The 13,360-nt window shown below is 71.7% G+C and carries 12 protein-coding genes; 6 read left to right on the top strand and 6 right to left on the bottom strand.

What is annotated here, in order from left to right:
- Positions 1–18: 18 nt before the first annotated feature.
- On the bottom strand, positions 19–606 hold the full coding sequence (locus BMX65_RS08065; protein ID WP_177214215.1) for an anthrone oxygenase family protein: 588 nt from the start codon (positions 604–606) through the stop codon (positions 19–21).
- Positions 607–695: 89 nt separating this feature from the next.
- Between BMX65_RS08065 and BMX65_RS08070 the strand changes: the two genes are divergently transcribed.
- The 4 genes from BMX65_RS08070 to BMX65_RS08085 all read left to right on the top strand — a co-directional run bounded on the left by BMX65_RS08070 (position 696) and on the right by BMX65_RS08085 (position 4,176).
- Positions 696–1,349 (top strand): TetR/AcrR family transcriptional regulator, encoded by a 654-nt coding sequence (locus BMX65_RS08070; protein ID WP_074999472.1) that lies wholly within the window; start codon positions 696–698, stop codon positions 1,347–1,349.
- Positions 1,350–1,583: 234 nt separating this feature from the next.
- On the top strand, positions 1,584–2,735 hold the full coding sequence (locus BMX65_RS08075; protein ID WP_074999473.1) for a S1 family peptidase: 1,152 nt from the start codon (positions 1,584–1,586) through the stop codon (positions 2,733–2,735).
- 218 nt (positions 2,736–2,953) lie between these two features.
- Positions 2,954–3,376: a TraR/DksA family transcriptional regulator gene (locus BMX65_RS08080; RefSeq protein ID WP_079171765.1), complete on the top strand. Its 423-nt coding sequence runs from the start codon at positions 2,954–2,956 to the stop codon at positions 3,374–3,376.
- 248 nt (positions 3,377–3,624) lie between these two features.
- Positions 3,625–4,176 (top strand): hypothetical protein, encoded by a 552-nt coding sequence (locus BMX65_RS08085; protein ID WP_074999475.1) that lies wholly within the window; start codon positions 3,625–3,627, stop codon positions 4,174–4,176.
- 54 nt (positions 4,177–4,230) lie between these two features.
- Here BMX65_RS08085 and BMX65_RS08090 read toward each other — a convergent pair whose 3' ends face one another.
- The 4 genes from BMX65_RS08090 to BMX65_RS08105 form a co-directional block, all read right to left on the bottom strand.
- Positions 4,231–5,145 carry a LysR family transcriptional regulator gene (locus tag BMX65_RS08090; RefSeq protein WP_074999476.1) on the bottom strand — a complete coding sequence of 305 codons (915 nt, stop codon included), beginning with the start codon at positions 5,143–5,145 and terminating at the stop codon, positions 4,231–4,233.
- Positions 5,146–5,407: 262 nt separating this feature from the next.
- Entirely contained in the window at positions 5,408–6,562 is a 1,155-nt protein-coding gene (locus tag BMX65_RS08095) for an FAD-binding oxidoreductase (protein WP_079171766.1), read from the bottom strand.
- Entirely contained in the window at positions 6,559–7,827 is a 1,269-nt protein-coding gene (locus BMX65_RS08100; RefSeq protein WP_079171767.1) for an aromatic ring-hydroxylating oxygenase subunit alpha, read from the bottom strand. Before BMX65_RS08100 ends, BMX65_RS08095 begins: the two co-directional genes overlap by 4 nt.
- Positions 7,828–7,977: 150 nt before the next feature.
- A complete protein-coding gene (locus BMX65_RS08105; protein ID WP_074999477.1) occupies positions 7,978–10,023 on the bottom strand; it encodes an NADH:flavin oxidoreductase in 2,046 nt (681 codons plus the stop codon).
- Between the two features lie 703 nt (positions 10,024–10,726).
- Between BMX65_RS08105 and BMX65_RS08110 the strand changes: the two genes are divergently transcribed.
- Together BMX65_RS08110 and BMX65_RS08115 are read left to right on the top strand one after the other, a co-directional pair.
- Positions 10,727–11,344, top strand: coding sequence for an LPXTG cell wall anchor domain-containing protein (locus BMX65_RS08110; RefSeq protein WP_338068931.1), 618 nt, complete (start codon positions 10,727–10,729; stop codon positions 11,342–11,344).
- A 141-nt stretch (positions 11,345–11,485) separates the two neighbouring features.
- Positions 11,486–11,764, top strand: a complete 279-nt coding sequence (locus BMX65_RS08115) for a hypothetical protein (RefSeq protein WP_074999479.1) — start codon at positions 11,486–11,488, stop codon at positions 11,762–11,764.
- A gap of 191 nt (positions 11,765–11,955) precedes the next feature.
- On the opposite strand, the gene BMX65_RS08120 is transcribed toward BMX65_RS08115, so the two are convergent.
- Positions 11,956–13,266, bottom strand: coding sequence for an aspartate aminotransferase family protein (locus BMX65_RS08120; protein ID WP_074999480.1), 1,311 nt, complete (start codon positions 13,264–13,266; stop codon positions 11,956–11,958).
- Between the last annotated feature and the right edge of the window lie 94 nt (positions 13,267–13,360).

Raw genomic sequence — 13,360 nt, forward strand, 5'->3', positions numbered from 1 at the left:
GCGTGTCACCGGTGGGGATCACCGCCTCCGGAGTCCGGCCTCCCGGCCATGCAGGACCAGGGCCCGGAGCAGACAGGCCAGCGCGGCGGTCGAGGCCACGGTACGGGCAGCGTTCCAGGCCACCCAGCGGTCCTCGAAGGCGGCGCGGACGGCCGAGGGGTCGCCGAGGGTGGCGGGGTCGCCCGCGGCGGCCAGGTCGTTGTTGAGCGGCACATTGACCCCCATGGTGATACCGAAGGCCGCGCCGTAGAGGGCGAGGGCCGCGACCACCCACAGGAGCACCCGCCGCCCGTCGCGCGGCAGATGCACCAGGACGGCCGCGGCGGTCAGGGCGAGTGCACCGAAGAAGCTGGGGGCGAACCACCGGTTGCGCACCGTTGCGTTGATCCATTGCATCGCGTCGATGAACGCGCGGTCGTCGAGACGGGCCAGCCCCATCATGACGGAGCAGGCGTAGGCGTAGAAGAAACCCGAGATGAGCCCCATGGCCAGCGCGGCGGACGCCAGTGCCCCACCCCGGGCACGCCGGGCCGCGGCGGTCGCCGACCCCGCGGACGAGGGCGAAGGAGCCGCGGACGAGAGGGACGGGGACAGGGATTGCGCCATGGAGACCTCCGGAGCCGACTAGAATCGAACTGAAGCGTTCGCTTTAAACCGTACCCATGCGTTCGGATAATTGGAACCCGGAGGTGCCCATGACCACACCCGCAGGCGACCGTCCCCGCCGAGGCCGTCCCCGGTCGGGCGAGCAGACGGCAAGGCGCCGGGCCGCCCTGGACGCCGCCTTGGCGGAGCTCCTCGAACGCGGTGTCGCCGGGACCACGATGCAGGCGGTCGCCACGCGCGCGGGCTCGTCCAAGGAGAGCCTGTACGCCTGGTTCGGCAACCGCCACGGGCTGCTCGCCGCGCTCATCGAGCGGCAGGCCGAGCAGGTGAACTCAGCCGTCGCCCAAGCCGTCGACCGGCCGGCCGACCCCCGCACCACTCTTGTCACCATCGCCCGGAACCTGTTGACGCTGCTCGTCGGTGACGTCTCGGTGGCACTGAACCGAGCGGCCATGACCTCGCCCGAGCTGGCCGGACTCGTACTGCAACACGGTCGGCACACCACCGGACCACTGGTCACGGCTTTCCTCGGCCGGCTGGCCGACGAAGGCCACCTGCGCACCGACGACCCGGAGGAGGCGTTCCAGCTCCTCTACGGCCTGGTCGTGCGCGACCTCCAGATCCGGGTGCTGCTGGGCGAACGCCCGCCCGGCGAGGACGACATCCGCACCCAGGCACGGACGGCCGTCGGCAGGTTCCTGGTCCTCACCGGCGGGTGGCAGGCCCCGCCGGAGGACCGGTGACCGCTGCCCGTCGCGCGTGCCGCCCACCGGGACTGGGCCCGGAGGGCCGGAACCGCGGGAGCACGTCCGGGAGCTGACGTATCTGCGGTCCGGTGGATGGCGGAAAACCGACGCAACATTGGCATGGACCTGTCCATGATCCCTCGCTAATCTGCGCAGCGGCATCTCCCGGGATCGTTCCCAGGCTTTGCTGTTCCACCCCCACGACAGACTGGAACAACGAAAGGCCGATCCATGAGACGCACAAGAATCCCGCGCGCCCTCCTGTCCGCGCTGCTGGCCGGCGGAGCCCTCGTGGCCGCCGGCCTCCTCCCGGCGACGGCGGCGGACGCGCGGCCGCAGACGGAGAAGGCCCCCGCCTCGGACGGCGTACTGGACGCCATGCAGCGGGACTTCGGCCTCAGCGAAAGCCAGGCCGCCCAGCGGCTGGCCGCGGAGAAGCAGGCCCGGACCACCGAGAAGCAGGCCCGGCGAGCGGCCGGGAGCGCCTACGCGGGCTCCTGGTTCTCCCCGAGGACCCGGAAGCTGACCGTGGCGGTCGCGGACCACGAGAAGGCCGCGGCCGTCCGGGCCACCGGCGCGACCGTGGATCTGGTGGACCGTACTGCCGGGCAACTCGACGCCGTGAAGCAACGCATCGACGCCCTCGACGCACCCAGCGGGGTGAGGAGCTGGCGGGTCGACTGGAAGACCAACCGCGTCGTGGTCGAGGTCCTCAGCTCCCGCCAAGCTGACAACGATGTCAAAGAATTTCTGGCCCGGGCGCACAGCGCAGGCCCGGTGACGGTCCGCACGACGGACCACGCTCCGTCGACCCTCTCCGCGGGCACGGTCGGCGGAGACCCCTACTACACCGGCAATGTCCGCTGCTCCATAGGCTTCTCGGTCCAGGGCGGCTTCGTCACCGCGGGCCACTGCGGCGGTGCGGGCCAGGCGGTCAACGGCTGGGACGGCTCCTACATCGGCAATTTCCAGGGCTCCTCGTTCCCCGGCAACGACTACGCCTGGGTCAACGTCGGCAGCGGATGGTGGACGGTTCCGGTCGTCCTGGGCTGGGGCACGGTCTCGGACCAGCTCGTCCGCGGCTCGGCCGAGGCACCGGTCGGGGCCTCCATCTGCCGCTCGGGGTCGACCTCGCACTGGCACTGCGGCACCGTGCTCGCCAAGAACGAGACGGTCAACTACAGCCAGGGCGCCGTCCACGAGATGACGAAGACCAGCGTGTGCGCCGAAGGCGGCGACTCGGGCGGCTCCTTCATCAGCGGCGACCAGGCACAGGGCGTCACCTCCGGCGGCTGGGGCGACTGCTCCGGCGGTGGCGAGACCTGGTACCAGCCCCTCAACGAGATCCTCGACCACTACGGTCTGACGCTGCACACCGCCTGACCCCCCCACGGTCGGCGGCCCGGCACACGGCGCGGGACGGCCACGGCACACGCCGCGGCGCGGCATCGCGCGGCGCCGTCGAAGACCGGTGGGAGGGGCACCCACGGGGGTGCCCCTCCCACCGGCGAGGCGCTGCCGGTGCGGTGCGTACGGCACCGTCCGCCGATCCCGCGGCCGAACCCCGTCGACCGTCGGAGTGGGCGCACCGGGTCCGGGGAATGCCGGACCGCGGCGGCGTCGTTGTCCCTGGTGTGGCTGACACACCGCACGATCCGGCACTCTCCGCCGCAGCCCGGGCCGCCGCACGGGAACAGCTCTTGGTGGAACGGGCCGGCACCGAGCGGCAGATCGCGGCCCTGAGCCGGGAGTTCGAGCAGATCGTCGAGGCGAACGCCTTGGTCGCGGTCGACGACGAGCACGACCCCGAGGGATCCAGCACGGCATTCGAGCGGGCGCACGTCGCCGCACTGCTGGCCCGGGCGCGGGAGCATCTGGTGGAGGTGGACCTGGCGCTGGAGCGTCTGGAGCGGGGCGACTACGGACGCTGCACGGAGTGCGGGGAGCCGATCCCCGAGGAGCGTTTGTCGGCACGCCCCGCGACGACCACCTGCGTGCGCTGCGCGACCGCACGACGCCCCTGACCCCGCAGCGCGCCGATGAGCCGCTGCGGCTCCCGGACCCGCCGGTGTCCTCGAGCCCCTGAGTCCGGCATTCCACGGCAGCGCACGGTCACAGGTCGGAAACAGTGTCACCTCCCGCGGCGAACAGGAGAATTTCAGGGTGCACTCATCTCTATGATCCGATTGGCTGACTCGCAGTCACATTCAGAACGACCACCCGGTTCGACAGGTTTCTCCTGCCGTCCGCGCTCACCGTCACGGGGAAGTACATGCGCTCTGTTCGTGCCATACCTGCCGCTGCCGCCCTCGTCGCCGCGCTGGTCCCGCTGGCCGCGTGCGATCCCGCAGCGGACACCTCCGCAGGCGACGGCCCGCCCTCCTCGGCGAGCCCCGGGGCGAGCGCGGGGGACGGGAAGGGAGGCTCCTGCCCCGCCCCGGCACCCGGGCACAAGGTCATCTGGGTCCACCACGTGGAGGGGGCCATGAACACCGTGGTCGCCAAGGAAGCAAAGGCGGAATGCCGGGCCGGTTCGCAGGAAGGGATTTCCTACCACCCGGTCGGACAGTTCGGGAATTACCGCCCGGCGTCCGGAAGCACAGTGATCACAGTGATCAGCAAGAAGGAATCCCAGCAGAAGAAACTCACCGCCCGAAACGGCGGTATCGCACATGTCAAAACCTGCGCGGACCCCGACGGCGAACAATTCGACAGCGGACAGCGCAAGGCGGACACCAGCGACTGCTGGGGCCTGAACTTCTACGATGTGAAGATCGACTCCGAGAACCGCATCACCCGTATGACCGAGGTGTACTCGTCGTAGCCGGACTGCGGGGCGAGGCGCCCGGGGGCGCGTGGCCGCTCCGGGGCCGCCGGATCACCTCGTCGGCAGCAGCCGTGCGGCGGTCGCGGTGATGGTCTCGACGGCGTGGGTGAGGACGGGGATCCCCCGTGCGCCCAGGCGGGTGACAGCCATGATGCGGCGGGCCGGGGCGGGCTCACCGTGCAGCGGAAGGCGCGCGACTGGCGACTCCTCGCCGAGTTGCGCGAGGCGCGGTACCAGGATGACGCCGAAGCCGTGGGCGACCAGTGCGGTGCCGGTCCCCCACTCGTCCGCGTGGTGGGCGATGTGCGGGGTGAATCCGGCACTCATGCAGGCGGCGAGTACCAACTGGTGGTAGCTGGTACCGGGGTTGCCCAGGATCCACGGCTCCCGGGCCGCGTCGGCCAGCGTGACCCGTTCCCGCCGGGTCAGCTCGTGGCCCCGGGGGACGATCAGGTCCAGCGGGTCGTCCAGCAACGGCTGCTGGTCGAACCGCTCGTCCGTCAGCGCCGGGGAGTCCGCGGTGACCACCAGCAGGGCCAGGTCGGCCTCCTCCGAGAGCAGCAGGTCGAAGCACCGGTCGGGTTCGGCTTCGATGAACCGCACCGTCAGATGCGGATAGCTGTCGCGCAGCCGCGCCGCCGCGGGCGGCAGCAGACGGCTGGCCGCGGTGGAGAAGCCGCACAGCGTGACCCGTCCCGCGGGCTCGGTGCCGAGGGAGGCCAGTTCGGCGCGGGCCAGCTCCCACTGCTCCTGCAGACGCTCCGCGTGCCGCAGCAGGACGTGGGCCGCGTTGGTCAGCCGGACGCCCCGCCCCTGATGCACCACGAGGTCCGTTCCGACTTCGGCGGCGAGCTGCCGCAATTGGTAGGAGACGGCGGAGGGCGTGTAGTGCAGCGCCTGGGCCGCGGCGGTCACCGTCCCGTGCCCGGCGACCATCTGAAGGATCCGGAGCCGGTGGTCGATCATGCGACCAGTGTGCCCGGACGGATGCCGGATCGGGCCCGCCGCGGGGCCGTCTGCCCGCGCCGACCGCGGCGCCTTCGGCTGTCCGCACACGCCGCCACCGGTCGGAAAGCGCTCCGGTGTTCGGTAGTGCTCAAGGCGAACCCCCTTCGCTTCTCTTTCCCGTTCCGACGCGGCCGTCCGTTCGTCCGGGGCGGGTACGGGCAGGTACGGGCAGGTACGGACAGGTACGGGCAACTGCGGGCCCGGTCACACCGCCCCGGCGTCAGGCGTCGACCACCAGGTTCTCCAGCGGCGTCGCGCAGCACAGGAGGATCTTGTTCCGCGCGCTGTCCCGCGGCCGGAGACCGCCTCGGTGCCGCATGGTGACCGACCCCTGCTGAAGAGACGTCACACAGGTGCCGCAGAACCCCTCACCGCACGAGGAGGGAAGGGTGATTCCGGCGCGGGCCGCTGCCTCCAGAACCGGCGTTCCGGCGTCGCACTCGATGGTCGCTCCGCTGCGGGAGAGTTCGACGGTGAACCGCCGCGCGGGACCGGCGTCCCCGGCGGAGCGGACCGGGTCGGGAGCCGACGCGGGAGCCGACGCAGGCGCAGGCGCAGGCGCGGGACCGGGCGCGGGAGCCGCGAAGCTCTCCTCGTGGTAGCGGGCCTCCGGAAAGCCTGCCGCGTGGAGCATCCGGCGCACGGCCCGCAGGTAGCCCGCGGGTCCGCAGCAGAACACCTCGCGCTCCAGGAGGTCGGGGACGATCTCCTGGAGCATCCCGGGCGAGAGGCGCCCCCGGTGGCCGTGCCACCGCTCGGTCCTCCCGTCGTCCTCACAGACGTGGGCGACCCTGATGGCGGGTGCGGTGGCCGCCATCAGCGCGAGCTCCTGCCGGAAGGGGATGTCGGCGGGGGTGCGCGCGCTGTGCACGAAGGCCACGTCCGCCGGTGCCGCGAGGTCGTACAGAGTCCTGGTCATCGACATCAGCGGCGTCGCTCCGCTGCCCCCGGAGAGGAACAGGTAGGCGGAGGCCGGATGCCGGACCGTGGAGAAACGGCCCATCGGTCCCCTGGCGCGGACGACGGCCCCGGGTGCGAGAACGTCGTGCAGCCAGTTCGAGACCCGGCCGCCTGGCACGCGCTTGACGGTGATCGCGGCCAGGTGGGGGCGGGAGGGCGGCGAGGAGAGCGTGTAGCAGCGGGAGATCTCCCTGCCGTCGATCTCGAAGGTGAAGGCGAGGTACTGGCCCGGGTCGTGCTGGAAGAGTCCCGGGTGGGCCGGTTCGAACGCGAAGGTCTTGGTGTCGGGGGTGACGTCGTGGACCTGTTTGCAGACCAGCACAAGGTCCCCCGCCCGGTCCGTTGCGCCGTCCGCCGTGCGGAGGGCCGCCGGCCGCAGCGCTTCCCGACCGGGATGGGTGAGTACGTCGTTCATCGGTTCAGCTCCTCGCGCAGACGGGCGATGTACCAACTGCAGAACGCCTCGACCTGGTACTCCGTCGGGGCGTAGGGGCCCGGCCGGTACGCGGGACCGGAGACCCCGCGCTGGGCCAGCGCGACCAGGCGCGCGTCCTGCTCGTTCGTCGCGCGCCAGACCCGCTGGAGGGTGTCGGGGTCGTAGTCGACACCCTCCTGGGCTTCCGGATGGACGAGCCAGGTGGTGCGCAGCAGCGTCCTGTCCGCGGCGAGCGGCAGCACGCTGAAGGCGATGGCGTGGTCGGCGAGCACGTGGAACCACGAGTTGGGCTGCAGGTGCAGGGCCAGGTGCCCGAGGCGGGCCGTGGGCAGGTCCCCCAGGAGCCGTCGGCAGGCGGCCGTACCGTCGGGGGTGAAGGACTCACCGGCGAGGTCGAGCGCGTCCCGCTGGATGCGGAAGGCGGTGCTGCGGTCGTCCAGTTCCTCGACGAGCGTGTACGGCAGCCCCAGTCGCTCGAAGGTGGCACGCAGTTCCGCGTCGGCCCGCAGGTAGCGCTGGTGCGCCGGGCGCAGCCGCAGGGGGATGTCCGCCTCGGAGTAGCCGTAGGTGGGGAAGAAGGTGCGCAGCAGTTCGGGGTGCTCGTCGCAGTGGTAGCACTCGCGGTTGTTCTCCATCACGAGCTTCCAGTTGCCCTCCTCCACGAGTTCGCTGCGGGCCGCCACCTTGGCCCGGCTCAGGTCGTGGGGAAGGAGGTAGGGCTCGATGCGCGAGGCGGCCTCGTCGAACCCGGCCGGGGGCTGTTCGGCGAGGCAGACGAAGACGAGTCCGCCGACGCTGCGCAGGTGCACGGGGGCGAGTCCGAAGCAGGCGCGGTCGAACCCGGCGGGCTGGGAGGGTGCGTGCAGCAGTCTGCCGTCCAGGCCGTAGGTCCACTTGTGGTATCCGCAGACCAGGTTCCCGGCCGAGCCGTCGTCGCCCTCCACGAGGCGGGCGCCCCGGTGCCGGCACACGTTGTGGAAGGCGCGCAGCTTCTCCTCGTCGTCGCGGACGAGCAGGACGGAGTACGGCCCGATCTCCACCGAGGTGCGGTCACCCGGCTCGGGCAGTTCGGCGTCGACGGCCACAGCGATCCATTGGCGGGCGAAGACGGCGGCGATGTCGAAGTCGAAGAACTCCCGGTCGGTGTAGAACGGGCCCTCCAGGCTGCGCCCGGGAACCCGTCGTGCCACCGCGTTCCGGATCCGGTCTGCTGGCGTGGAGGGTGTGCTGTCCGGCGAGGTCACGGTTCTCCTTTCGGCACGCGCCGAGGCGTTCTCCGGCGCGCGGTCGGCGGCGTCCGGTACCGGTGGGCCCGGCGGTCCGATGTCGGCGGCGGCAGTGTCGGCGGCGGCCCGAGCAGCGGTGCCGTCGGCGCGAGCAACGTCGGCGTCGGGTCACATCGGCAGGCAGAGGCGCAGACCGTCCAGGACCGCGGAGTGGATGTTGCGGCTGGTGACGGCGTCCCCGATACGGAAGAGCTGGTAGCGGCCGGCGGGATGGGCGTCGGCCGGCTGCGGCTGACCGGCCAGGAGCGCGCGGTGGTCCACGCGGCCGAGGTTGCGCGAGCCGGGGAGCAGTTCGTGGTGGAGGTCCGTGTTGGGCAGGGTGCCGTGCTCCACCACGACGTGGTCCACGCTCCGTTCGTCCTCCGTCGCCGCGTACTCGCTGCGCAGCACCGCGGCCAGTCGGCCGTCCCCGGTGCGGCGCACGGAGACGAGCCGGTGCGTCGGCGTGGTGCGCACCGCGTGTTCGGCGAAGGCCCTCAGGTAGGGGGGCGCGTTCATGCTGCCGACGTCGGAAGCGGGCATCCGCTCGGGGGTCACGTATTCGACGGGGACGTCCTGGCGCGCCAGCACCTCCGCCGCGTCCAGGGCCGGGTAGGCGCCGTTGTCGTCGTAGACCAGCACCCGTCCGCGGGGGCGCAGGGAGCCGCTGAGCACGTCCCAGGTGTCGGACACGAGGTCGGCGCCGCGCGTGAGGAAGGAGGCGTCGGGCGTGCCGCCGGTGGCGATCAGGACGAGGTCGGGATCCTCCGCCAGCACGTCCGCGGCCTCGGCCGGCACGCCGAACCGCAGCTCGACGCCGAGCACGCGGCACTCGGCGACGCGCCAGTCCACGATGCCGAGCAGGTCCCGCCTGCGGGGGTTCGCGGCGGCGAGGCGGACCTGGCCGCCGGGCAGGTCCGCCGCCTCGAACAGGACGACCTCGTGCCCGCGTTCGCCCAGCACCCGGGCCGCCTCCAGCCCGGCAGGCCCGCCGCCGACGACCACCGCCTTGCGCCGCGAGGCCGCCGCCGGGACGGTGTGCGGCAGCCGCAGCTCCCGGCCGGTGGCGGGATTGTGCAGGCACTTGGTGTCCCCGGAGTCGTAGATCGCGTCCAGGCAGTAGCTCGCTCCCACGCAGGGGCGGATCCGGTCCTCGCGCCCGTCGGCCACCTTGGCGACCAGGTGGGGATCGGCTATCTGGGCCCGGGTCATGCCGACCAGGTCCAGCAGGTCCTCCCGCACGGCGTGGCGCGCGGTGGCCACGTCGGCGATCCGTCCGGCGTGCATCACCGGTACGTCCAGGCTGCGCTTGACCTCCGCGGTGAAGGCGAGGAACGGAGCGGAGGGCGTCCCCATCGACGGGATGACCCGCGCCAGCGACGCGTCGCTCTCGATCGAGCCCCGGATGGTGCTGACGAAGTCGACGCCGTCCGCGAGGTAGCCGCGGAGAGCGCTCAGCCCCTCGTCGAAGCCGAGTCCGCCGGGCCGGTCCTCGTCCAGTGCCATGCGGATGCCCACGACGAACCCGGGGCCGACCGCGGACCGGATCGCGCGGATCACCCGGCGCGGAAAAGCGGTGCGGTTCGCGAGCGTGCCGCCGAACCGGTCGTCGCGATGGTTGGTGGCCGGGGACAGGAAGCTGTCCAGCAGGTGGCCGTAGTGCTGGATCTCGATGCCGTCGAGGCCGCCGGCCCGGCAGCGGGCCGCGGCGTCCGCGTAGTCCCGCACGATGCGGTCCAGATCCCACGGCTCGGCCTCCTTGGGGAAGGCGCGGTGGGCGGGTTCCCGTACCGGCGAGGCGGACAGCACGGGCAGCCAGTCACCCGCGTAGTTGCTGGTGCGCCGTCCCAGATGGGTGAGCTGGCACATGACAGCGGCCCCGGCAGCGTGCACCTCGTCCGCCAGCCTGCGGAAGCAGGGCACGATCTCGTCGCGGTGGAGCAGCAGATTGCCGAACGAGGGCGGGCTGTCGGGTGACACCACCGCCGAGCCGCCGATCATCGTCAACCCGACCCCGCCACGGGCCTTTTCCACGTGGTACATCCGGTAGCGGTCCCCGGGCAGTCCGTTCTCGCCGAACGCCGGCTCGTGCGAGGTGCTGACCACTCTGTTGCGCAGCGTGATGTTCTTGAGGGTGAAGGGTTGGAGCAGGGGGTCCGTGACTCGCGTTCGCATGGCACTCCTTGGGAACCCGTCGGGCGGCCCGGGGGATGTCGGAAGAGCGTCCGCGCGGTCGCGGCGGCCCGTCCCCTCGGCGTGCGGACGCCCGGAAACGGACGCACCGGACCGCGTCCGCGCGGTCGCGGCGGCCCGTCCCCTCGGCGTGCGGACGCCCGGAAACGGACGCACCGGACCGGGCGCAGCGTGCCGCAGCCGTGTGCGCCCTGAGCGGTACGTCTCCAGCGTGGGGGCGGCGGTCCTGGCGGACAATCAAGCGGTCTCACAGGAAACCGTGCAAAGCCCCTGCATGATCAACAGGCCCGGTGTGCCTTCCCGGGGCACACCGGGCCTGCTAGTGCTCCGGGCGGAAGGGTTCGCGGTCGGATCGGACGTCACCCCGGATCGGACGTCACCCCGCATCCGACCTGCCACGACCACCCACCCGGCAAGGCCCCGGACGGCCAGAGCACTTGGCCGGATTGTTATGCGGCATCAATGGTGTGTTGCAGTGGGAAATCAGCTCACAGGGTGCTTATCCGGCTTGACCTGGGATCGGCGACCGGGCAACGCTGAGCCGCCCACCCCCCTTCGGCTCTCTCAAGAAGTTGGTATCCCTATGCGCACCTTCTCTTCGGCATGCACCGTGGTGGCGGGGGTGGCGGTTTCGCTGCTTCTCGGGTCGGTGGCACACGCCACGCCGGCGGGTGACAACGGGACCGTGAAGATCCACGACGCCAGGACCGGCGAGGCACTCCGCAAGAACCAGCCACATGTGTGCACGTTCTACCTCGATGCGTTCGGCTTCGACGGCCGGCAGCAGGTGGACTGGCGGATCGTCCAGATGCCGCCCACCGGCTCGAAGGGAACCGTGGCCAAGAGCGACTCCTTGGATCTGGACGGCGACGGACACGGTCGCAGCGCAGATCTGACCCTGCCTGACGGCCACTACAAGCTGGTCTGGAACTTCGACGGCGAGCACGGCCGCGCCAAGCACAAGGTCTTCTGGACCGACTGCGAGGGCGACGAGGAGCCGAGCGGCAAGCCGAGCTCCGAGCCCAGCGAGAAGCCGAGCTCCGAGCCCAGCGAGAAGCCCAGCGAGAAGCCGAGCGAGAAGCCCGGCGAGAAGCCCTCCGACCAGCCTTCGGCCCCCGAGTCTTCCGCCTCGGCCTCCGCCCCCGCGGCCTCGACCGGTGGCCCGTCCGCGTCCCCGGACGGCGGCTCCGGTGATCTCGCCGAGACAGGTACGTCGGTGGCCGCTGCCTCCGTGGCAGCCGCGCTGCTGCTGGGCGTCGGCGGCCTTCTGGTGGCACGTCGCCGGGCGCGCGGCCGCTCCTGACGGTCCGGCCCGGCACCGTGGGTGCCCCGCAGTCCGGCAGCCGGGCCGGGCTGCCGGGCACCCGCCCCGACGTGCGGGCGGCGCCCGGTGGGGACGGTGCCCTGCGAGGACGACGGGGAGCGGAGCTGATTTCATTCCCGTATGGAAATACTCTTCTGGGTTCCCGTGGCCTTCCTGCTGTACGGGGCTGTGCGCGCTGTCGAGGTCCGGATCTCCCGCTCGGATCGGCAACTGGCGCGGGTCGAGCGCAAGCTGGACCTGGTGCTGGACCATCTGGGGCTGCAGGAGCACGATCCGCGGCTGGGCGAGGTCATCGAACTCCTGCGCAGCGGCAAGAGGATCCATGCGATCAAGCGCTACCGGGAGTTGACGGGCGCGGACCTGAAGCAGGCCAAGGAGGCCGTCGAGCGCCTGGGCTAGCGCTCCGGCCGGCCGCGCACCGCGGCCAGGCACGCGTCGTACGGATCCAGGAGGGCTCGGCGGGCTGCCCGCCGAGCGCGTCCGTCACCACCCGCACGAACCGGTCCTGGTCGCCGCCGAGGAGGTCCTCCTCGGACGTGCTCCTGCCGCCGCGGAGCGTCCGGTGGCGGCAGGAGCCGGGTGCGGGCCGGTCAGGCGCCGGGCCGCCCGGGGGCGACCTTCTCGATCGCGGCGGCGAGGATGTCGATTCCGGCGTGGAGCTCGTCCTCCGTCACGGTCATCGGCGGCGCGATGCGGAAGGTGCCGCCCATACCGGGGAGTTGGACGATGTTGAGGTGCAGTCCGCGGTCGAGGCACTCCTGGGTGACCGCCTGCCCCGCCTTGTCGGCAGGTGTCCTGCGCTGCCTGTCGGTGACCAGTTCCACGCCTTGGAGCAGGCCGCGGCCGCGGACGTCCCCGACGATGTCGTACCGGTCGCGCAGGTCCTCCAGCCGCGCGGTGAGCTGCCGGCCGAGCGCGGCAGCCCTGTCGACGAGTCCGTCGCGCCGGATCACCGAGAGCACCGTGGCCCCGACGGTCGCCGCCAGCGGGTCGGAGACGTGCGTCGTGAAGAAGAGGAAGCCCCGCTCGTGGCACACGCGCTCGATGTGCTCGCCGGTGAGCACCGCGGCCACCGGCAGGCCCGACCCCAGCGTCTTGGAGAGGGTCAGCAGATCCGGGACGACGCCGTCGCGCTCGAAGGCGTACATCGTCCCGGTGCGGCCGAGCCCGGTCTGGGCCTCGTCGAGGATGAGCAGCATCCCGCGCTCCTCGCACATTTCCTTGAGGCGGGCGAGGTAGCCGGGCGGCAGCTCGATGATGCCGGCCGAGGAGAGCACCGGTTCCACCAGGCACGCGGCGAGGCTCCCGGAGGACTGCTGATCGATCTGGGCGAAACCGTACGCCAGCTCCGCCTCCCAGTCGTAGGAACCGTCCGAGGTGCGGAACGGGGACCGGTAGGCGTTCGGCGTCGGCAGGGAGAAGTTGCCGGGGGTCGGGGGCCCGTAGCCGCGCCGCCCGGCCGAGTAGGTCGCCGACGCGGCGCCGTGGGACATGCCGTGCCAGGAGCGGTCGAACGAGACGATCTCGTACCGGCCGGTGTAGAGCTTGGCGAGCTTGATCGCCGCCTCGTTCGACTCGGCGCCGGTGCTCAGCAGCAGCATCTTGCCCAGCTCGGGGGGCAGGGTCTCGGCGAGCGCCGCGGCCAAGTCGAGGACGGGGCGGCTGAGCATGCCGCTGAAGAGGTGGTCGAGTGACCCGATCGCTGTCGAGACCGCCGAGACGATGTCGGGGTGCGAGTGGCCGAGCACGGAGCTCATCTGGCCGGAGGTGAAGTCCAGTATCGCGTTGCCCTCGTCGTCGTAGACGTAGGCTCCGGCGGCGCGCTCGACGACGCGTGGGCTGAAGGGCGCGCCGTAGCGGATCAGCAGGCGGTCGGCATCTGCCCAGAAGGGGGTGTCCATGTGCACTTCCTCACCGACGGGCGCCTCGCAGGAGGCGCTGGTTTCCGACACGCACCACCATCACCTCCGGACATCACCCATAACAAGCAAACAA

The sequence above is a fragment of the Streptomyces qinglanensis genome (assembly GCF_900111245.1).
Taxonomy (GTDB): Bacteria; Actinomycetota; Actinomycetes; order Streptomycetales; family Streptomycetaceae; genus Streptomyces; species Streptomyces qinglanensis.

What these genes read in the sequence shown, in the direction of transcription:
- BMX65_RS08115 (WP_074999479.1), top strand. Translation starts at nt 11,486, where the DNA reads ATGGAAATACTCTTCTGGGTTCCCGTGGCCTTCCTGCTGTACGGGGCT.
- BMX65_RS08090 (WP_074999476.1), bottom strand. Translation starts at nt 5,145, where the DNA reads ATGATCGACCACCGGCTCCGGATCCTTCAGATGGTCGCCGGGCACGGG.
- BMX65_RS08070 (WP_074999472.1), top strand. Translation starts at nt 696, where the DNA reads ATGACCACACCCGCAGGCGACCGTCCCCGCCGAGGCCGTCCCCGGTCG.
- BMX65_RS08065 (WP_177214215.1), bottom strand. Translation starts at nt 606, where the DNA reads ATGGCGCAATCCCTGTCCCCGTCCCTCTCGTCCGCGGCTCCTTCGCCC.
- BMX65_RS08105 (WP_074999477.1), bottom strand. Translation starts at nt 10,023, where the DNA reads ATGCGAACGCGAGTCACGGACCCCCTGCTCCAACCCTTCACCCTCAAG.
- BMX65_RS08080 (WP_079171765.1), top strand. Translation starts at nt 2,954, where the DNA reads ATGCCGGACCGCGGCGGCGTCGTTGTCCCTGGTGTGGCTGACACACCG.
- BMX65_RS08120 (WP_074999480.1), bottom strand. Translation starts at nt 13,266, where the DNA reads ATGGACACCCCCTTCTGGGCAGATGCCGACCGCCTGCTGATCCGCTAC.
- BMX65_RS08085 (WP_074999475.1), top strand. Translation starts at nt 3,625, where the DNA reads ATGCGCTCTGTTCGTGCCATACCTGCCGCTGCCGCCCTCGTCGCCGCG.
- BMX65_RS08075 (WP_074999473.1), top strand. Translation starts at nt 1,584, where the DNA reads ATGAGACGCACAAGAATCCCGCGCGCCCTCCTGTCCGCGCTGCTGGCC.
- BMX65_RS08095 (WP_079171766.1), bottom strand. Translation starts at nt 6,562, where the DNA reads ATGAACGACGTACTCACCCATCCCGGTCGGGAAGCGCTGCGGCCGGCG.